Raw genomic sequence first — 18423 nt, forward strand, 5'->3', positions numbered from 1 at the left:
GGCCGGTTCATCCGGCCCGTTTTTAATCGTGAACCGGTATGTCAACCTTCCAGTGTGGGCGTTTTCGTCTCGATCTTTCAAGCCCGAAGGTGATGGCGATCATCAACCTCACCGCCGACTCCTTTGCGGGCGACGGCTTGCATGGTGATCTGACGGAGGCCGTTCGGCGCGCCGAATGCGCTCTTGAGCAGGGCGCGCACATGCTCGATGTCGGCGCGGAGTCCACGCGGCCGGGGGCGCACGCGGTGTCGCCGGCGCAGGAGTTGGAGCGTGTGCTGGGCTTCATTGAGCGCACGCGCGACTGGAAGGTGCCGCTCTCCATCGACACTCAAAAACCCGAGGTGATGGCGGCTGCACTGGCCGCAGGTGCGGACATGATCAACGACATCAATGCGTTTCGCGCGCCGGGTGCGATCGAGGCAGTCGCCGCCAGTAATGCCGGCCTGTGTGTCATGCACATGCAGGGTGAGCCGCGCACGATGCAGGACAATCCGCGCTATGTCGACGTGCTTGCAGAGGTGGAGCGGTTTCTTGACGCGCGCGTCCGTGCCCTGGAGATGGCTGGGGTCGCGCGCGATCGAATCGTGCTTGACCCCGGTTTTGGATTTGGTAAGCGAACCGAGCACAACTATGCCCTGCTGCGTGAGCTCAAGCGTTTTGGCGCCGACGGGCTTGCGGTGCTTGCAGGTATGTCACGCAAGTCCATGCTCGGGGCAGTGAGCGGACGTGCGGTTGATGAGCGCATGCCGGCCAGCGTGGCGGCAGCGCTGATCGCGGTGCAGCGCGGTGCGGGAATCGTGCGCGTACACGATGTTGGCCCCACCCTTGATGCACTCAAGGTGTGGCAGGCGGTGTGTGGCGACGGCCGCGCAGCGTGACGCTTCCAGTGTCATAATCCGTGCTTTGCGATTGAGCTGGAGCGATGATGGGGCGCAAGTATTTCGGGACGGATGGTGTGCGAGGCAAGGTTGGGGACAGTCCGATCACGCCGGAATTCGTGATGCGCTTGGGCTACGCTGCTGGCGTCACCCTTGTCGCACGCGAGAAGCTTCCGGCCGGTGAGCATCCGGCTGTCCTTATCGGCAAGGACACGCGGATATCCGGCTACATGCTCGAGGCAGCGCTCCAGGCCGGGTTCGCTGCAGCGGGTGTCGATGTGATGCTCGCGGGCCCCATTCCAACCCCGGCGGTTGCTTACCTGACGCGGGCGCTGCGGCTGCAGGCAGGGGTGGTGATCTCAGCGTCACATAACCCATTTTATGATAATGGTATAAAATTTTTTTCGGCAAGCGGAACGAAGCTGCCCGACGCACTTGAGGCTGAGATCGAGGCGCACCTGGATGAGCCCATGGGTTGCGTCGACTCAGCCCGACTGGGCAAGGTGCGGCGCATCAGCGATTCGGCCGGCCGCTATATCGAATTCTGCAAGAGCACTTTTCCTAATGAGCTGGACCTGCGCGGCATGCGCATTGCCCTGGACTGCGCCCATGGCGCGGCCTACCAGATCGCACCGAGCGTGTTTCACGAGTTGGGCGCCGAGGTGCTGGCCGTCGGGGTGGAGCCAAACGGACTCAACATCAATGACGAGGTCGGCGCCACGCGGCCAGAGCATCTGCGCCAGGCGGTACTCGCCCAGGGGGCGGATCTGGGGATCGCACTCGATGGCGATGCCGATCGTCTGATCATGGTCGACCATCGTGGAGAGATCTACGATGGTGACAAATTGCTCTATGTGATCGCCGCGGCGCGCCAGTCCGAGGGCAGGCTCGATGGCGTGGTGGGCACGCTGATGAGCAACCTTGGTTTCGAGCACGCCATCGGGCGCTTGGGTGCCTCCTTTGCACGCGCCAAGGTCGGCGATCGCTACGTGCTGGAACTGCTTCACGAGTACGGCTGGACGCTGGGCGGAGAAAACTCCGGTCACATCATCTGCCTCGACTGCCACAGCACCGGAGACGGAATTGTCTCAGCGTTGCAAGTGCTCGCAGCGCTCAAGAAGCAGGCCATCACCCTTGCCGATGCCTGCAAGGATCTGGTGTTCTACCCACAAAAGCTCGTCAATGTAAGGCTGCCCGCCGGCTTCGACTGGCGAGCCGACGCTAGTATCGCGGCAGCGCAGGCGAGAGCTGAGCAGGCCCTGGGTGAGAGCGGCCGGGTGCTGCTGCGACCCTCAGGGACCGAGCCGCTGCTGCGGGTGATGGTCGAGGGGCGTGATCTCACGCTCGTCGAGCAGCTCGCCCGTGACATCTCGGACGTCGTGCAGGACGCGGTCGCGTAACGGGCCCTCCGCATGATGCATGCGCGTCTGGCGCCGGCTCGTTGGGCAGGGGCGCGCACCTCGACTTCGTGCTCGAACGTCCCGAACCTCAGGCTCGCATGCGTTCAAATTTGCTGGGTCGCAAAGAGGGGTCTATAATTTTGCGGTTAAGCTATCAGAGCGAGCGGTTAGTTTCATGAAAAAGATCGTCGCCGGAAATTGGAAGATGCACGGTAGTCTGGTCTCCAATGCCAAGTTACTGTCCGGTATGACTGACGTGCCCGGGGTCGAGGTTGTGCTCTGCGTTCCCTATCCTTATCTTGAGCAGCTCAGGCAGCGTCCCGCTGGACTCGCGCTGGGCGCTCAGGATGTCAGCGAATATGCGCAAGGAGCCTATACCGGCGAGGTCAGTGCGGCGATGCTGGTCGATTTCGGCTGCCGTTACGTCATCGTGGGGCACTCCGAGCGCCGCGCGTTGTTTGGCGATGATGACATGAGTGTTGCGCGCAAGGCGAAGGCTGCGCTCGCTACCGGGCTCGTTCCCATCGTCTGCGTCGGCGAGACCTTGGACGAGCGCGACGCGGGTCTGGTGCATGCAGTCATTGCACGCCAGCTGTCGGCTGTGCTTCAGCTGCTTGGCAGTCAGGCGCTGGGTGGGGTGGTGCTGGCCTATGAGCCCATTTGGGCAATTGGTACGGGGCGCTCGGCAAGCGCTGCGCAGGCCGAAGAAGTGCATGCCGGCATTCGGGCCTGGTTGCTTGCACACGGAGTGCAGGCGGCCAGTATTCGCATCCTCTATGGGGGGAGTGTGAAGCCGGAGAATGCTGCGGAGTTGTTTTCCATGCCGAGCGTGGACGGCGGTCTGGTCGGTGGTGCATCGCTTGTAGCCGATGATTTCATGGCTATCTGCCGCGCAGCGGCCACAGCATGATCTTTCAACGAAGTGTTTTTTAGGGTTTGTGATGGGTGACTATCTTTTTTCTCTCGTGCTGACTGTTCACGTGCTCGTCGGGCTTGGTGTGATCGGCCTCGTTCTTGTGCAGCACGGAAAAGGGGCTGACATGGGTGCTGCGTTCGGGAGCGGGTCCTCGGGTAGTCTGTTCGGTTCCTCGGGCTCGGCGAACTTCCTCAGTCGCACTACAGCCGTCCTTGCGACGGCTTTCTTCCTGACTAGCCTCGGTTTGAGCTACCTCGCCAGCAACAAGCCGGCAGCGCCTTCGAGCGTCATGGAGGGTTTGCAGACGGCCCCTCTTCCTGGTGCTGTACCTGATGTGCCTGTGGTGCCTGCGGACGACTCCAAGGCCCAGTCGATTCCGAAATAAATGCGTGCGTGGCTGTTTGCGCGCCGCAAAAAAAGTCGTATAATTATGTGGCTTTGAAACGAAGCGCCGACGTGGTGAAATTGGTAGACACGCTATCTTGAGGGGGTAGTGGCGAAAGCCGTATGAGTTCGAGTCTCATCGTCGGCACCAGATGACGGAGAACGCCCGCTTCAGCGGGCGTTTCCATGCAGAGCAAACAAAACAATAATGATCGGCTGAAGCCTGTCGATTTAACAGGGGGTTCCTGAACATGCTGGAAAGTTATTTTCCTGTCTTGATGTTCATGCTCGTTGGCCTGGCTGTCGGTGTCGTTCCCATAGTTCTGGGGCGAGTTCTTGCCCCTTATAATCCCGACAGTGAAAAGCTATCTCCGTACGAATGCGGATTCGAGGCGTTTGAAGATGCCCGAATGAAATTCGACGTCAAATATTATCTGATCGCCATTCTTTTCATCCTGTTCGATCTGGAAATAGCCTTCCTGTTTCCCTGGGCGACTGTCTTTCAAGAGTTCATTGCCGCCGGCGAGCACGCTTGGTTTGTATTTGGATCGGTAATGGTATTTCTTGCCGTTCTGGTTATCGGCTACATCGTCGAGTGGAAAAACGGCGCACTCGATTGGGAGTAAGGAATGAGCATTGAGGGTGTCTTCCGCGAGGGGTTTGTCACCACTTCGCTCGATGCGGTGATCAATTGGACGCGTACAGGCTCTTTGTGGCCGATGACTTTCGGTCTGGCCTGTTGCGCGGTCGAAATGATTCACGCTGGCTGTGCGCGTTACGATCTGGATCGCTTCGGTGTGATATTCCGGCCCAGTCCGCGGCACTCCGACCTGATGATCGTGGCCGGAACCTTGTGCAACAAGATGGCCCCCGCCTTGCGCAAAGTCTATGACCAGATGCCCGAGCCGCGCTGGGTGATCTCGATGGGATCCTGCGCCAATGGTGGAGGTTATTACCACTACTCCTATTCGGTTGTGCGAGGTTGTGATCGCATCGTGCCGGTCGACGTTTATGTGCCGGGCTGCCCGCCTACGGCCGAAGCGCTGATCTACGGCATTCTCCAGTTGCAAAACAAGATCAAGCGCACGACTACGATTGCGCGCTGACGGATGCTCCAGACATGAGTGCAAAGCTTGAACGCCTGAGCCAGACCTTGCGCAACGTATTCGGCGAAACGCTGCAGAGTTTGGTGCTCGACTGTGGCGAGGTCACCATCGAGGTTACTGCCGCAGATTACCTGAAGGTTGCGCGCACCCTTCGGGATCACGTCGATCTGCATTTCGAACAGTTGGTCGATATTTCCGGCCTCGACTTTTCGACCTATGGTAATTCGCCCTGGAAGGGAAAGCGCTTCGCGTCTGCGGCTCACCTGCTCTCGGTACGCCACAATTGGCGCGTCCGTTTGCGTGCATTTGCTGATGATGATGCCTTTCCGGTGCTGGATTCGGTGTGTGACGTCTGGCCAAGTGCAAACTGGAACGAGCGTGAGGCCTTCGATCTGTATGGCATCATGTATGTCGGCCATCCGGATCTGCGCCGTATTCTCACCGATTACGGTTTCGTCGGACATCCCTTCCGCAAGGATTTTCCGGTCTCGGGCTATGTTGAAATGCGCTACGACCCGGAGCAGGGAAGGGTGGTCTATCAGCCTGTGACGATCGAGCCGCGCGAGAATACACCGCGAATCGTGCGCGAAGAGAACTACGGGGACGTCGGTCATGGCTGAGATTCGAAATTACACGATCAACTTTGGTCCTCAGCATCCATCTGCACATGGTGTATTGAGAATGGTCCTGGAACTCGACGGTGAAGTCGTCGAGCGTGCCGACCCTCATATCGGCCTCCTTCATCGTGGGACCGAAAAGCTTGCCGAGACGCGTACCTGGGTGCAGTCAGTCCCATACATGGATCGCCTCGACTATGTATCGATGATGTGCAACGAGCACGCCTACTGCATGGCGATCGAGCGCCTGCTCGGTGTGCAGGTGCCTGAGCGTGCTCAGTACATCCGCGTGATGTTCGATGAAGTCACCCGCATCCTCAATCACCTTCTGAATATCGGCACTCACGGTCTCGACATCGGTGCGATGACCATGGTGTTGTACACCTTCCGCGAGCGCGAAGACCTCATGGACGTTTATGAGGCCGTGTCGGGGGCGCGAATGCATGCGGCGTATTACAGGCCCGGTGGCGTTTATCGCGATCTGCCCGACCGCATGCCGAAGTATGAAGTCAACAAGTTTCGCAACGACAAGGTGGTGCGTGATCTGAACGCTGCGCGCGATGGTTCGCTGCTCGATTTTCTTGAGGACTTTACAAACCGGTTTCCGGCGTATTGCGATGAATACGAGACGCTGCTGACCGATAACCGTATCTGGAAGCAGCGCACGGTTGGTATCGGTGTGGTTTCACCAGAGCAGGCGCTTGCCTGGGGTTTTACCGGTCCGATGCTGCGTGGTTCCGGGGTGGCCTGGGACCTGCGCAAGAAGCAGCCCTACGAAGTGTACGACCGCATGGACTTCGATATCCCCATCGGCAAGAACGGCGATTGCTACGACCGCTATCTGTGCCGCATGGAAGAAATGCGCCAGTCCAACCGCATCATCAAACAGTGCATCGACTGGTTGCGTAAAAATCCAGGCCCGGTGATTACCGACAACCATAAAGTGGCGCCGCCCTCGCGCGAGGACATGAAAGCCAACATGGAAGAGCTGATTCACCACTTCAAGCTCTTTACCGAAGGTATTCACGTCCCCAAAGGCGAGGCTTATGCGGCGATCGAGCATCCTAAGGGTGAGTTCGGCGTCTATGCCGTATCCGATGGGGCCAACAAGCCTTATCGCCTGAAGTTGCGCGCGCCAGGTTTTGCACATCTGGCAGCGATGGACGACATGGCACGCGGTCACATGATTGCGGACGTTGTCGCCATCATCGGCACGATGGATGTCGTGTTTGGCGAGATCGACCGTTGAGGTCGGTTCAATTCCCGCGATGCGGGCGTGTGATCGGCTAACGAGAGTTGGCAAGCTATCCGGAAGATCAAGACGAAATGCTCAGCCAGGAATCATTGCACCAGATCGATCGAGAGATCGCCAAGTACCCCTCCGATCAAAAGCAGTCCGCCGTCATGGCAGCGCTGCGGATCGCCCAGATAGAAAAGGGCTGGCTGCCCAAGGATCTCATCGAGTTCGTGGCCAACTATCTTGAAATGGCGCCGATCGCAGCGTTCGAGGTCGCGAGCTTCTACAACATGTACGACCTCGAACCCGTCGGGCGCCACAAGATCACGGTGTGCACCAATCTTCCCTGTGCGCTGTCGGGAGGCGTTCACGCCGCAGATTACGTAAAGCAAAAGCTCGGGATTGACTTCAACGAGACCACCGCCGACGGCAAGTTCACGCTCAAGGAGGGTGAATGCATGGGAGCCTGTGGCGATGCGCCGGTGTTGCTGGTGAACAATCATCAGATGTGCAGCTGGATGACCACAGAAAAAATCGACCTGATGCTGGCGGACTTGGACAAGAAATGAGTACGCAAGGAATGATTCTCGCCGGCTGTGACGGTGACCGCGCCTGGCGGCTACAGGACTACGTTGCGCGCGGCGGTTATTCGGCGCTGAAGAAGATCATTGCCGAGAAGGTTTCGCAAGACGCGATCATTGCCGAGTTGAAGACTTCGGTGCTGCGTGGCCGTGGTGGTGCGGGCTTCCCGACTGGCCTGAAGTGGAGCTTCATGCCGCGATCGTTTCCAGGTGAGAAGTATCTTGCCTGCAACTCCGACGAGGGCGAGCCTGGAACCTTCAAGGATCGCGATATCCTGCGCTACAACCCGCACAGCGTTATCGAAGGGATGACGATCGCGGCCTACGCGATGGGCGCCGCCCGTGGTTACAACTACATTCATGGTGAAATCTTCGATGTGTATCTGCGCTTCGAAGAGGCGCTCGCTGAAGCTCGTGAAGCCGGCCTGCTTGGACAGAACGTTCTAGGGTCGGAGTTCTCCTTCGAGCTGTTCGCACACCATGGCTATGGCGCTTACATCTGCGGCGAAGAAACAGCCCTGCTCGAGTCGATCGAAGGCAAGAAGGGGCAGCCGCGCTTCAAGCCCCCGTTTCCGGCGAGTTACGGCCTTTACGGCAAGCCGACGACGATCAACAACACTGAAACATTCGCATCGGTCCCGTTCATCATGAACATGGGCGGTGAGACCTTCCTTGAGCTCGGCAAACCCAACAATGGCGGAATGAAGCTTTTCTCGGTGTCCGGGCACGTCAATCGGCCGGGTAACTACGAGGTCCCGCTTGGCACGCCCTTCGCCGAAGTGCTGGAGATGGCGGGTGGGATGCGCGGAGGACGCAAGCTGAAGGCGGTGATCCCCGGGGGGTCCTCCTCGCCGGTCATCCCCGCCAGCGTGATGATGGATTGCACGATGGATTACGACTCCATCTCGAAGGCCGGCTCCATGCTCGGTTCGGGCGCCGTCATCGTGATGGACGAGACAACCTGCATGGTGAAGGCGCTTGAGCGCCTGTCGTATTTCTACTTCGAAGAGTCTTGCGGCCAGTGCACGCCTTGTCGCGAGGGCACGGGGTGGCTGTATCGCGTGGTTCACCGCATCGAGAACGGGCTTGGACGTCCGGATGACCTCGAGCTGTTGAATTCGGTTACTGCCAACATCATGGGCCGCACGATTTGTGCCTTGGGTGACGCTGCGGCAATGCCGGTGCAGAGCTTCGTCAAGCACTTTGGCAGCGAGTTCGAATACCACATTGAAAACAAGAAATGCCTGGTGCCGCCTGAAGTGCAGCGCGCCGGCAGTCAAATCTACGTGAGCCCGTCATGCTAGAGATCGAAATCGACGGCAAGCAGATCCAGGTCAATGACGGCAGCACCGTGATGGACGCTGCTGCTGCTGCCGGTACGTACATTCCGCACTTCTGCTACCACAAGAAGCTGTCCATCGCGGCCAACTGTCGCATGTGCCTGGTGCAAGTGGAGAAGGCGCCCAAGCCGCTGCCTGCCTGCGCAACGCCGGTGACCAATGGCATGAAGGTGTGGACGCACTCGGAGTTGGCGGTGAAGGCTCAGAAGGGCGTGATGGAGTTTCTCCTCATCAACCACCCTCTGGATTGCCCGATCTGCGACCAGGGTGGCGAGTGTCAGTTGCAGGACCTCGCAGTCGGCTATGGCGCCTCGGGTTCGCGCTATCAGGAAGAAAAGCGGGTCGTGTTCAACAAGAACCTCGGCTCTCTGGTGGCAACCGACATGACGCGCTGCATCCACTGCACGCGCTGTGTCCGCTTCACCACTGAAATTGCGGGTGAAATGGAGCTTGGGCAGGCATTCCGTGGTGAGTTCGCGGAGATCATGCCTTTCATCGAAAAGACGGTGGACTCCGAGTTGTCGGGCAACATCATCGACCTCTGTCCCGTGGGAGCGCTGACCTCCAAGCCCTTCCGCTTCGCTGCGCGCACGTGGGAGTTGTCCCGTCGCAGGACGGTGAGCCCGCATGATGCACTTGGTTCCAATCTTATCGTTCAGACCAAGCACGACGTCGTCAAGCGTGTGCTGCCGTTCGAGAACGAGGAGATCAACGAATGCTGGCTGTCCGACAAGGACCGTTTCTCCTATGAGGCGCTCAACAGCGACGAGCGCCTGAGCGCGCCGATGATCAAGCAAGGTGGGGAGTGGCAGCGGGTCGACTGGCAGAGCGCACTCGAATTCGTTGCCACCGGCTTGCGTGGAATTGCGAAGGATCACGGTGGTGCGTCGATCGGGATGCTGGCGTCCCCGCACTCGACGCTTGAAGAGCTGTATCTGCTGCAGAAGCTGGCGCGCGGCCTCGAGTCGCAGAACGTCGATTTTCGCTTGCGTCAGGTGGACTTCCGTGCCGACGGCAAGCGTGCAGGCGCACCGTGGCTGGGCATGCCGATCGCAGGCGTGAAGGACTTGAACCGATTGTTGGTGATCGGCAGTTTCCTTCGCAAGGATGCGCCCCTGCTCGCGCAGCGGGTGCGTCAGGCGGCCAAGAAGGGACTGCAGGTCAGCGCAATTGGCCCGAATGCCGAGGACTGGCTGTTACCGGTCAAGCATCGCGCGCTTGTCGCCCCCTCGTCCATGGTTGCGACGCTTGCCCAAGTGCTTGCCGCTCTTGTGGCGGAAAAAGGCCTTGAGCCATCCCCTGCGCTGGCGGGGAAGTTGCCCGAGCACATCGAAGATGAGGCGCGTGCCATTGCGCTGAGCCTGGCCTCGGGTCGTCAGGTCGCGGTCTGGCTGGGCAATCTGGCTGTGCAGCATGGTCGTGGGAGTGAGCTCCAGACCCTGGCGCAGGAAATCGCGCGTCTGACCGGAGGCAGTTTCGGTTTCATCGGCGAGGCGGCAAACAGTGTTGGCGGCTATCTGGCGGGTGCCATCCCGGGCGCAGACGGTCTCAATGCGGCAGCGATGATCGAGCAGGCACGCAAGGCCTATGTCGTGATGGGCGCGGAGCCTGCGTTCGATTTTGCGAATCCGTCGGCGACAACTGCCGCCATGCAGACGGCGCAACTGGTGGTGGGACTGACAGCCTTCGATTCGGCCTCTCTGCGTGGCGTGGCTGACGTGATGTTGCCGATTGCACCCTTTTCCGAGACTTCAGGCACCTATGTGAACTGTGAGGGGCGTGCGCAGAGTTTCGTTGCCGTCGCTCGGCCTCAGGGCGAGACGCGCCCCGCGTGGAAGGTCCTGCGTGTATTGGGTAACCTTCTCGCTCTGGACGGCTTCTCGCAGTCGGATTCGGAGGCGGTGCGGGATGAGATTCTGAGTGCTGATTTTGCCTCGCAGCTCAACAACGGAGTCGAGGGTGTTGTGGTGTCAATAGCCACCGCTTCGTCGGCCGCGCTTGAACGCGTGACCGATGTCCCCATCCACTTTTCCGATCCGCTCGTGCGACGCGCTGAGGCGCTACAGAAAACACGCGATGCGGCGGCACCAAGCGCTCGCATTTCACCGGCCACCATGGAAGCGCTCGGTGTCGCAGCCGGCGATCGGGTTCGTGTTGCGCAGGGCGCTGCCACTGCGGAGCTCATCGTGCAGGCCGATCCAGGGCTCGCCGCGGGCTGTGTGAGGATTGCAGCTGCGCATGTGTCGACCTCGAAGCTCGGTGGGATGAGTGGTGACCTCAGTGTGGAGCGTGTCTGATGGAAGCGATGCTGCAGCCTGTTGCCGAATTCTTCGGCCCGACCTGGACAGCGGTATGGGTCCTGGTCAAGATCATCGCGATCGTTGCGCCACTGATGATAGGGGTGGCCTATCTGACGTATGCCGAGCGCAAGGTCATCGGCTTCATGCAGGGCCGCATCGGCCCTGATCGCGTCGGTCCCTACGGACTGCTCCAGCCGATGGCTGACGGCCTGAAGCTGCTGTTGAAGGAAGTCATCGTTCCGAGTAGCTCGAGCAAGAGCCTGTTCATCCTCGGCCCCATCCTCGCGATTGCGCCATCGCTTGCGGCATGGGCGGTGATCCCGTTCGACGATGGCCTTGTGCTCGCAAACATCAACGCCGGCTTGCTTTTCATCCTCGCCATCACTGCGCTCGAAGTGTACGGGGTGATCATCGCGGGTTGGGCCTCAAACTCCAAGTATCCCTTCCTGGGTGCGATGCGGGCCGCGGCACAGATGGTCTCGTACGAAGTGTCGATGGGTTTTGCGCTCATCTGTGTGCTGTTGATCTCAGCCAGCCTCAATCTTTCGGATATTGTCCTGTCGCAGGGGCAGGGTCGGTTTGCGGAAATGGGTCTCGGTTTCCTGTCCTGGAATTGGCTGCCTCTGCTGCCCATGTTCGTCGTGTATCTGATCTCGGGTATCGCGGAAACCAACCGGGCGCCCTTCGACGTGGTGGAAGGCGAGGCCGAGGTGGTTGCAGGACACATGGTCGAGTATTCGGGAATGACGTTCGCAATGTTCTTCCTCGCCGAATACGCAAACATGTTCCTGGTTTCGGCAATGACTTCGCTGCTGTTCCTTGGCGGTTGGCTGTCGCCCGTGGGTTTCCTGCCTGATGGTTTTCATTGGCTTGCCCTGAAGACGGCTGCAATGTTGTTCGTCTTTCTCTGGGCACGTGCGACCTTTCCGCGTTTCCGTTATGACCAAATCATGCGACTGGGCTGGAAGGTATTCATCCCGGTGACCTTGGTGTGGGTGTTTGTGGTGGCCGCATGGTTGATGTCGCCGCTGTCGATCTGGAGTTGAGAAGACCATGGGTGCCAAGGATTACATCGGCAGTCTGTTCCTGAAGGAACTGCTCAAGGGTATGGCCCTCACCGGGCGGTATTTCTTCCAGCGCAAGATCACGATTTACTTTCCTGAGGAAAAGACGCCGCAGAGCAACCGTTTCCGTGGTTTGCATGCCTTGCGCCGCTATCCGAATGGCGAGGAGCGCTGTATCGCCTGTAAGCTGTGCGAGGCCGTGTGCCCGGCGTTGGCGATCACGATCGAGTCAGAGCAGCGCGATGATGGTTCACGCCGGACGAGTCGCTACGACATCGATCTGACCAAGTGCATTTTCTGTGGTTTCTGTGAAGAAGCCTGTCCGGTTGACGCAATTGTAGAGACACGGGTGTTTGAGTATCACGGCGAGCAACGGGGTGATCTCTACTACACCAAGCAGATGCTGCTGGCAGTCGGGGATCGCCAAGAGGCACAGATCGCAGCTGATCGTGAGCAGGACGCAAAGTACCGCTAAGGGAGGGCGCTTCTAGCGCCATTAGCCAGGAATATGGAATTCAAAACCTTCATCTTCTACTTTCTCGCCGTGATCATGGTTTTCGCGGCGCTGAGGGTGATTACCTCGAGAAATCCGGTCCAGGCCGCATTGTTCCTCGTGCTCACCTTCTTCAATGCTGCGGGCATTTGGCTGCTGCTCAATGCCGAGTTCCTCGCCATGACGCTGGTTCTGGTGTACGTCGGTGCAGTGATGGTCTTGTTCCTTTTCGTAGTGATGATGCTCGACATCAACCTCGATCGTATACGTCAAGGTTTCTGGAGTTATCTGCCTGTGGGTGCGCTGATCGGCATCCTCCTGCTGCTTGAAATGGTGATGGTGCTCGGCGGGTCTTATTTTGGCCTCGATGCAATGCCCGTCCCGCCGGCCGCGAGTCAGGGGTACAGCAACACACGCGAACTTGGGCGCGTGCTTTACACCGACTACGTTTATGCGTTTGAACTCGCTTCGCTGGTATTGCTGGTGGCAATGGTGTCAGCGGTGACCCTTACGCTGCGCAAGCGCAAGGGCATCCGGTACATGGCTCCGGCCGACCAGGTGGCGGTAAGGCGTGAAGATCGCGTCGAACTGGTCAAGATGCAGTCCGAGAACGAAGCCTGAAACAGTACGCGAACAAAAAAACACGCCAGCCTTGCATCGGCGTGATCAGGGAGTCATAGATGCCTTCGCTTTCCCATTACCTCATCCTGGGCGCGATCCTGTTCGCGATCAGCGTGGTCGGAATCTTCCTCAATCGGAAGAACCTGATCGTGCTGTTGATGGCCATCGAGCTCATGCTGCTCGCGGTGAATATGAACTTCATCGCGTTCTCGCATTTTCTCGGCGATATCGCCGGCCAGGTTTTCGTTTTCTTCATTCTCACGGTTGCTGCGGCTGAAGCCGCCATCGGCCTCGCGATCCTGATTGTCATGTTCCGTAACATGCGCACGATCCACGTGGATGATCTGGACAGGCTCAAGGGTTAAGGAAGCGTCACGATGATGGACATGCAGACTCTCTATCTCCTAGTGCCGCTGGCGCCGCTTGCAGGGGCGATCCTGGCTGGACTTTTTGGCAAGACCATTGGTCGAACCGGTTCTCACATCGTCACCATTCTCGGTGTTGCGGTCGCCTTGCTGGCTTCACTGGTCATCTACCAGGACGTTCAGGCCGGGAACACCTTTGACGGTCCGGTCTATACCTGGCTGGTCGCTGGAGGCATCAGCTTCGAGGTGGGCTTCCTGATCGACTCGTTGACGGTGATGATGATGCTGGTGGTGACCTTCGTGTCGCTGATGGTGCACATCTACACCGTCGGCTACATGTCCGAGGATCCGGGCTATCAGCGCTTCTTCAGCTATATCTCGTTGTTCACCTTCTCCATGCTGATGCTGGTGATGGCCAACAACTTCATGCAGCTGTTTTTTGGCTGGGAGGCGGTGGGCCTGGTCTCCTACCTGCTGATTGGCTTCTGGTATGACCGCCCTACAGCGATCTACGCCAACCTCAAGGCCTTCCTTGTAAACCGCGTGGGGGACTTCGGTTTCCTGCTTGGAATCGGGCTGATCGCTGCCTACGCGGGGAGCGTCAATTACGCCGAGGTGTTTGCCAAGGCTGGCGAACTCGCCACGCAGGAGATGGCGGTCACGGGTTGGTCCCTGATCACCGCGATCTGTATCTGCCTGTTCGTGGGTGCAATGGGCAAGTCGGCCCAGATCCCGCTTCACGTGTGGCTTCCTGACTCGATGGAAGGCCCGACCCCGATTTCGGCGCTGATCCACGCCGCGACCATGGTGACCGCGGGCATCTTCATGGTGGCGCGCATGTCGCCCCTGTTCGAGCTGTCCGATACGGCCCTGTCCTTCGTGCTGGTGATTGGCGCAACGACAGCGTTGTTCATGGGCTTCCTGGGCATCGTGCAGGACGACATCAAGCGCGTGGTGGCGTATTCAACCCTGTCGCAGCTGGGCTACATGACCGTCGCACTTGGGGTGTCGGCTTATTCGGCAGCGGTGTTTCATCTGATGACGCACGCCTTCTTCAAGGCGCTGCTGTTCTTGGCCGCCGGTTCGGTGATCATCGGCATGCATCACGAACAGAACATCCGCAAGATGGGTGGGCTGTGGAAGCATATGCCGATCACCTGGATCACATCCTTGCTCGGCTCCCTGGCCTTGATCGGCTTCCCTTTCTTCTCAGGTTTCTATTCCAAGGATTCGATCATCGAGGCGGTGCACGCATCGACCATTCCGGGTGCTGGATACGCGCTGGTGTGCGTCCTGCTGGGTGTTTTCGTCACTGCGTTCTATTCTTTCCGGATGTATTTCCTGGTCTTCCACGGCAAGGAGAACTTCGGCAGCGCGGACAGCACTCCTCACGGCGCTGCGCACGAAGAAGAGGATCACGGACATGATCCGCACCATGGTCTGGCGCCGGGCGAGAAGCCTCACGAGTCGCCCTGGGTGGTCACGCTGCCGCTCGTCCTGCTTGCGATCCCTTCGGTCGTGATCGGTTTCATCACGATTGAACCGATGTTGTTCGGAGACTGGTTCACGGGTGTGATCTTCGTTGCTGACAACCACGTCGGACTCAAGGAACTCGCAGCCAGTTTCCATGGCGCAGCGGGCATGGCGATGCACGGTCTGCAAACGGCACCGTTCTGGTTGGCGATCAGCGGTGTGGTGCTTGCCTGGTTCTTCTATCTCGTGCGGCCCGGTATTCCGGTGGCGATCCAGCGCACCTTCAAGCCGATCCATAGCCTGCTCGAGAACAAGTATTTCTTCGATCGCTTCAACGAAATCGTGTTCTCGGGTGGTGCTCGTCTGCTCGGCAAGGGGCTCTGGAAGTTTGGTGATCAAGGTCTTATCGATGGCATTGCAGTGAATGGCACGGCCAGGTTGGTGGCCTGGATTGCGCAGATGTCGCGCCTGTTCCAGACCGGCCACCTTTATCAGTACGCCTTCACCATGATCATCGGCGTGTTCGTGCTCCTTACCTTCTGGTTCAACCGTGGGTGAGCAGGTCGCGCAGTGAAGAAATACATAACAAGACGGACCGCGCCGCTCGCGGCGCACTGAACGGAAAGCAACGATGACGGACATTCCTCTCCTCAGTCTGGCGATCTGGGTACCGATTATCGGTGGCCTGCTGGTCCTCGCGACCGGCTCGGATCGTAATGCCCCGCTGGCGCGGATGCTTGCGTTCGCGGTCGCGGTGGCTGGGTTCGTCGTGACCCTCCCGCTTTACACGGGTTTCGACACCACAACCAGCGCAATGCAGTTCGTCGAAGTGTCGTCCTGGATACCGCGCTTCAACATCAACTACCACCTCGGGGTGGACGGCATCTCGGTGTTGTTCCTGCTTCTCAACGCCTTCATCACCATCATCGTCGTGCTGGCAGGCTGGAAAGTGATCGAGAACAAGGTCGCGCAGTACATGGCGGCCTTCCTGATCATGTCCGGTCTGATGAACGGCATCTTTTCCGCACTCGATGGCGTGCTGTTTTATGTCTTCTTCGAGGCGTCGCTGATTCCGATGTACCTGATCATCGGCGTCTGGGGTGGCCCGAACCGGGTTTATGCCGCGATCAAGTTTTTTCTTTACACGCTGCTCGGCTCGCTGTTGATGTTGATCGTGCTGTTGTACCTGTTCATGCAGTCGGGTGGTAGTTTCTACATCCTGGACTGGCATCAACTGCCCTTGCCGATCGAGCCACAGATCCTCATTTTCCTCGCCTTTCTTGTTGCCTTTGGCGTCAAGGTCCCGATGTGGCCGGTGCATACCTGGTTGCCTGACGCTCACGTCGAGGCGCCAACCGGAGGTTCGGTGGTGCTGGCGGCGATTGCGCTCAAACTTGGTGCTTACGGTTTTCTGCGCTTTTCCATGCCTATCGTGCCCGACGCTGCGCATGAGCTGTCGTGGCTGGTGATCTCGCTGTCCTTGATTGCGGTCGTGTACATCAGTTTCGTCGCCCTCGTGCAGGTCGACATGAAGAAGCTGGTGGCTTACTCATCAATCTCGCACATGGGTTTCGTTACCCTGGGTTTCTTCATCTTCAACCCGCTGGGTGTCGAAGGTGCGATCGTGCAGATGATTTCACACGGCTTCGTGTCGGCTGCGATGTTCCTGTGCATAGGCGTGCTCTATGACCGCGTGCATTCGCGCCAGATTGCTGATTACGGCGGTGTCGTGCATACGATGCCAAAGTTTGCGGCCTTCTTCATGTTGTTCGCGATGGCGAACTCGGGCCTGCCGGCAACTTCGGGTTTCGTGGGCGAGTTCATGGTGGTGCTAGGGGCGGTCAAGTACAACTTCTGGATCGGATTCATCGCGGCAACTTCTTTGATCCTCAGTGCGGCATATTCGCTGTGGATGTACAAACGAGTTGTTTTCGGCAAGGTTGCGAACAAGCAGGTTGCCGAGCTCCACGACATCAATGCGCGCGAGTTCGCCTTTCTGGGCATTCTTGCGGTATGTGTGCTTGCGATGGGTCTGTACCCGTTTCCCTTTACCGAAGTGATGCATACCTCGGTCAACGAACTCCTGCGGCATGTTGCCGTGAGCAAGCTCTGAGCGTCGGGCCACCGAACGCCTCAGGGATACTTAACGGACTGGTCAGAAGATGAACTTTGTCGTCCCCGACTTCTACCCCGCCGCGGCCGAGATCTTCGTCGCCGTGATGGCCTTGGTGACCATGCTTGCGAGCGCCTTTGCACGCAGCATTGCCCGCTCGCTCGCTTACTATGCGACCCAATTCACGCTGATCGCGGCGGCCTTCGTAACGATCTACACGATGCAGGGCGAGCCTGTATACACCTTCAACAATCTCTTCATCAGTGACCTGATGGGAGATTTCCTGAAGCTGATGATCTATTTTTCCACCGCGATCGCTTTGCTCTACGGTCGTGCCTATCTTGCGGACCGCAAGCTCGATAGGCCGGAGTACTACGTCCTCGCGCTGTTGATGACGCTGGGCATGATGGTGATGGTGAGCGCGAACCACATGTTGTCGATGTACATCGGGCTGGAAATGATGTCGCTCGCGCTCTACACCATGGTCGCCTTCGACCGCAATTCGCCGCGATCAACAGAAGCGGCGATGAAGTATTTCGTGCTTGGGGCCCTGGCCTCCGGTCTGCTGCTGTATGGCATGTCAATGATTTACGGCGCCACCGGCTCGCTCGAATTCTCCTCGATTGCCCAGGCGGTGTACAACCAGACCGCGAATCAGATCGTGCTGATGTTCGGCCTGGTGTTTCTGGTCGCTGGCATCTGCTTCAAGCTAGGGGTCGTGCCTTTCCACATGTGGGTTCCGGACGTTTATGAGGGCGCGCCTACGGCGGTCACCCTGATGATCTCCACCGCACCCAAGTTGGCCGCTTTCGCGATGGCGGTGCGCTTGTTGATCTGGGCGCTGTTTGACGTCGCCGAAGAGTGGCAGGGGATGCTGATGATGGTTGCAGTGGCGTCCATTGCGCTCGGCAACCTGGCCGCGATCGCGCAGCAGAACATCAAGCGCATGCTGGCCTATTCCGGCATCTCGCACATGGGTTTCATGCTGCTGGGTTTGCTCGCAGGCGTGGTGGACGGGGATCGACACTTCGCGCTCAATGCCTATAGTTCGGCGATGTTCTACGCGGTTTCTTACGTCATCATGAGTCTTGCCTCTTTCGGCATGCTGATCCTGTTGTCCCGGGCCGGCTTTGAGGCCGAGAACATTGATGATTTCAAGGGGCTCAACAAGCGCAGTCCGTGGTTCGCGCTGATGATGCTTTTCGTCATGTTCTCGATGGCGGGTGTTCCCTTCTTCATCGGCTTTTTCGCCAAGCTCGCAGTGCTTCAGGCGGTGGTGGCGGCAGGCTACTTCTGGCTCGCGGTGGTTGCGGTGCTGCTCTCGGTTGCAGGCGCGTTTTACTACCTGCGGGTCGTGAAGGTGATGTATTTCGATGCGCCGGTTGATGAGTCGCCCATTCAGGCGCCTGCGGAAGTGCGCATCATGTTGTCGGCGAACGGAATTGCAATTGCCGCGCTTGGACTCGCTCCGCAGATGCTGATGTCCTTGTGTGCGTATGCGCTGCTGGGCTCGCTCTGAGCACGGCGGGGGTGTG

General features: G+C 58.8%; 18 protein-coding genes and 1 tRNA gene. All 19 read left to right on the plus strand.

Annotation, left to right across the window (positions count from 1 at the left end; translation table 11 throughout):
• Positions 1-38: 38 nt before the first annotated feature.
• The 19 genes from folP to nuoN all read left to right on the plus strand — a co-directional run bounded on the left by folP (position 39) and on the right by nuoN (position 18407).
• Entirely contained in the window at positions 39-878 is an 840-nt protein-coding gene (gene folP, locus M622_RS23175) for a dihydropteroate synthase (RefSeq protein ID WP_021247951.1), read from the plus strand.
• Positions 879-925: 47 nt separating this feature from the next.
• A complete protein-coding gene (glmM, locus tag M622_RS23180; RefSeq protein ID WP_031346191.1) occupies positions 926-2278 on the plus strand; it encodes a phosphoglucosamine mutase in 1353 nt (450 codons plus the stop codon).
• Positions 2279-2453: 175 nt separating this feature from the next.
• Positions 2454-3188, plus strand: coding sequence for a triose-phosphate isomerase (gene tpiA / locus M622_RS23185; RefSeq protein WP_040830300.1), 735 nt, complete (start codon positions 2454-2456; stop codon positions 3186-3188).
• Between the two features lie 31 nt (positions 3189-3219).
• Positions 3220-3579, plus strand: a complete 360-nt coding sequence (gene secG / locus M622_RS23190) for a preprotein translocase subunit SecG (RefSeq protein ID WP_021247954.1) — start codon at positions 3220-3222, stop codon at positions 3577-3579.
• 65 nt (positions 3580-3644) lie between these two features.
• Positions 3645-3729: transfer RNA gene (locus M622_RS23195), tRNA-Leu, on the plus strand.
• Between the two features lie 100 nt (positions 3730-3829).
• Positions 3830-4204 (plus strand): NADH-quinone oxidoreductase subunit A, encoded by a 375-nt coding sequence (gene ndhC, locus M622_RS23200; RefSeq protein ID WP_021247955.1) that lies wholly within the window; start codon positions 3830-3832, stop codon positions 4202-4204.
• A gap of 3 nt (positions 4205-4207) precedes the next feature.
• Positions 4208-4684, plus strand: coding sequence for a NuoB/complex I 20 kDa subunit family protein (locus tag M622_RS23205; RefSeq protein WP_021247956.1), 477 nt, complete (start codon positions 4208-4210; stop codon positions 4682-4684).
• A gap of 14 nt (positions 4685-4698) precedes the next feature.
• Positions 4699-5304, plus strand: a complete 606-nt coding sequence (locus tag M622_RS23210) for an NADH-quinone oxidoreductase subunit C (RefSeq protein ID WP_021247957.1) — start codon at positions 4699-4701, stop codon at positions 5302-5304.
• Positions 5297-6550 carry an NADH-quinone oxidoreductase subunit D gene (locus tag M622_RS23215; protein WP_031346192.1) on the plus strand — a complete coding sequence of 418 codons (1254 nt, stop codon included), beginning with the start codon at positions 5297-5299 and terminating at the stop codon, positions 6548-6550. The genes M622_RS23210 and M622_RS23215 overlap by 8 nt, the downstream gene beginning before the upstream one ends.
• Before the next feature lie 77 nt (positions 6551-6627).
• Positions 6628-7107 carry an NADH-quinone oxidoreductase subunit NuoE gene (gene nuoE / locus M622_RS23220; protein ID WP_021247959.1) on the plus strand — a complete coding sequence of 160 codons (480 nt, stop codon included), beginning with the start codon at positions 6628-6630 and terminating at the stop codon, positions 7105-7107.
• 11 nt (positions 7108-7118) lie between these two features.
• Positions 7119-8423 (plus strand): NADH-quinone oxidoreductase subunit NuoF, encoded by a 1305-nt coding sequence (nuoF, locus tag M622_RS23225; protein ID WP_021247960.1) that lies wholly within the window; start codon positions 7119-7121, stop codon positions 8421-8423.
• Positions 8417-10756 (plus strand): NADH-quinone oxidoreductase subunit NuoG, encoded by a 2340-nt coding sequence (nuoG, locus tag M622_RS23230; RefSeq protein ID WP_021247961.1) that lies wholly within the window; start codon positions 8417-8419, stop codon positions 10754-10756. Before nuoF ends, nuoG begins: the two co-directional genes overlap by 7 nt.
• Positions 10756-11805, plus strand: a complete 1050-nt coding sequence (gene nuoH, locus M622_RS23235; protein WP_021247962.1) for an NADH-quinone oxidoreductase subunit NuoH — start codon at positions 10756-10758, stop codon at positions 11803-11805. Before nuoG ends, nuoH begins: the two co-directional genes overlap by 1 nt.
• 7 nt (positions 11806-11812) lie before the next feature.
• The gene (gene nuoI / locus M622_RS23240; RefSeq protein WP_021247963.1) at positions 11813-12298 is read left to right on the plus strand and encodes an NADH-quinone oxidoreductase subunit NuoI; all 486 of its coding nucleotides are present in this window, start codon (positions 11813-11815) and stop codon (positions 12296-12298) included.
• A gap of 33 nt (positions 12299-12331) precedes the next feature.
• Positions 12332-12937, plus strand: coding sequence for an NADH-quinone oxidoreductase subunit J (locus tag M622_RS23245; RefSeq protein ID WP_021247964.1), 606 nt, complete (start codon positions 12332-12334; stop codon positions 12935-12937).
• Between the two features lie 59 nt (positions 12938-12996).
• A complete protein-coding gene (gene nuoK / locus M622_RS23250; protein ID WP_021247965.1) occupies positions 12997-13302 on the plus strand; it encodes an NADH-quinone oxidoreductase subunit NuoK in 306 nt (101 codons plus the stop codon).
• Positions 13303-13314: 12 nt separating this feature from the next.
• Complete coding sequence (gene nuoL, locus M622_RS23255) at positions 13315-15333, plus strand: NADH-quinone oxidoreductase subunit L (RefSeq protein WP_021247966.1); 2019 nt, start codon at positions 13315-13317, stop codon at positions 15331-15333.
• A 73-nt stretch (positions 15334-15406) separates the two neighbouring features.
• On the plus strand, positions 15407-16888 hold the full coding sequence (locus M622_RS23260) for an NADH-quinone oxidoreductase subunit M (RefSeq protein ID WP_021247967.1): 1482 nt from the start codon (positions 15407-15409) through the stop codon (positions 16886-16888).
• Positions 16889-16937: 49 nt separating this feature from the next.
• Positions 16938-18407, plus strand: a complete 1470-nt coding sequence (nuoN, locus tag M622_RS23265; RefSeq protein ID WP_021247968.1) for an NADH-quinone oxidoreductase subunit NuoN — start codon at positions 16938-16940, stop codon at positions 18405-18407.
• Positions 18408-18423: the final 16 nt, after the last annotated feature.

This window comes from Thauera terpenica 58Eu (genome assembly GCF_000443165.1).
In the GTDB taxonomy this organism is placed as follows: Bacteria; Pseudomonadota; Gammaproteobacteria; order Burkholderiales; family Rhodocyclaceae; genus Thauera; species Thauera terpenica.

Excerpts from the sequence above, each read along its gene's own strand:
- M622_RS23245 (WP_021247964.1), top strand. The coding sequence starts at position 12,332 with ATGGAATTCAAAACCTTCATCTTCTACTTTCTCGCCGTGATCATGGTT.
- M622_RS23260 (WP_021247967.1), top strand. The coding sequence starts at position 15,407 with ATGACGGACATTCCTCTCCTCAGTCTGGCGATCTGGGTACCGATTATC.
- nuoH (WP_021247962.1), top strand. The coding sequence starts at position 10,756 with ATGGAAGCGATGCTGCAGCCTGTTGCCGAATTCTTCGGCCCGACCTGG.
- M622_RS23215 (WP_031346192.1), top strand. The coding sequence starts at position 5,297 with ATGGCTGAGATTCGAAATTACACGATCAACTTTGGTCCTCAGCATCCA.
- tpiA (WP_040830300.1), top strand. The coding sequence starts at position 2,454 with ATGAAAAAGATCGTCGCCGGAAATTGGAAGATGCACGGTAGTCTGGTC.
- glmM (WP_031346191.1), top strand. The coding sequence starts at position 926 with ATGGGGCGCAAGTATTTCGGGACGGATGGTGTGCGAGGCAAGGTTGGG.
- secG (WP_021247954.1), top strand. The coding sequence starts at position 3,220 with ATGGGTGACTATCTTTTTTCTCTCGTGCTGACTGTTCACGTGCTCGTC.
- M622_RS23210 (WP_021247957.1), top strand. The coding sequence starts at position 4,699 with ATGAGTGCAAAGCTTGAACGCCTGAGCCAGACCTTGCGCAACGTATTC.
- nuoN (WP_021247968.1), top strand. The coding sequence starts at position 16,938 with ATGAACTTTGTCGTCCCCGACTTCTACCCCGCCGCGGCCGAGATCTTC.
- nuoK (WP_021247965.1), top strand. The coding sequence starts at position 12,997 with ATGCCTTCGCTTTCCCATTACCTCATCCTGGGCGCGATCCTGTTCGCG.
- nuoL (WP_021247966.1), top strand. The coding sequence starts at position 13,315 with ATGATGGACATGCAGACTCTCTATCTCCTAGTGCCGCTGGCGCCGCTT.
- folP (WP_021247951.1), top strand. The coding sequence starts at position 39 with ATGTCAACCTTCCAGTGTGGGCGTTTTCGTCTCGATCTTTCAAGCCCG.
- M622_RS23205 (WP_021247956.1), top strand. The coding sequence starts at position 4,208 with ATGAGCATTGAGGGTGTCTTCCGCGAGGGGTTTGTCACCACTTCGCTC.
- nuoF (WP_021247960.1), top strand. The coding sequence starts at position 7,119 with ATGATTCTCGCCGGCTGTGACGGTGACCGCGCCTGGCGGCTACAGGAC.
- nuoG (WP_021247961.1), top strand. The coding sequence starts at position 8,417 with ATGCTAGAGATCGAAATCGACGGCAAGCAGATCCAGGTCAATGACGGC.
- ndhC (WP_021247955.1), top strand. The coding sequence starts at position 3,830 with ATGCTGGAAAGTTATTTTCCTGTCTTGATGTTCATGCTCGTTGGCCTG.
- nuoI (WP_021247963.1), top strand. The coding sequence starts at position 11,813 with ATGGGTGCCAAGGATTACATCGGCAGTCTGTTCCTGAAGGAACTGCTC.
- nuoE (WP_021247959.1), top strand. The coding sequence starts at position 6,628 with ATGCTCAGCCAGGAATCATTGCACCAGATCGATCGAGAGATCGCCAAG.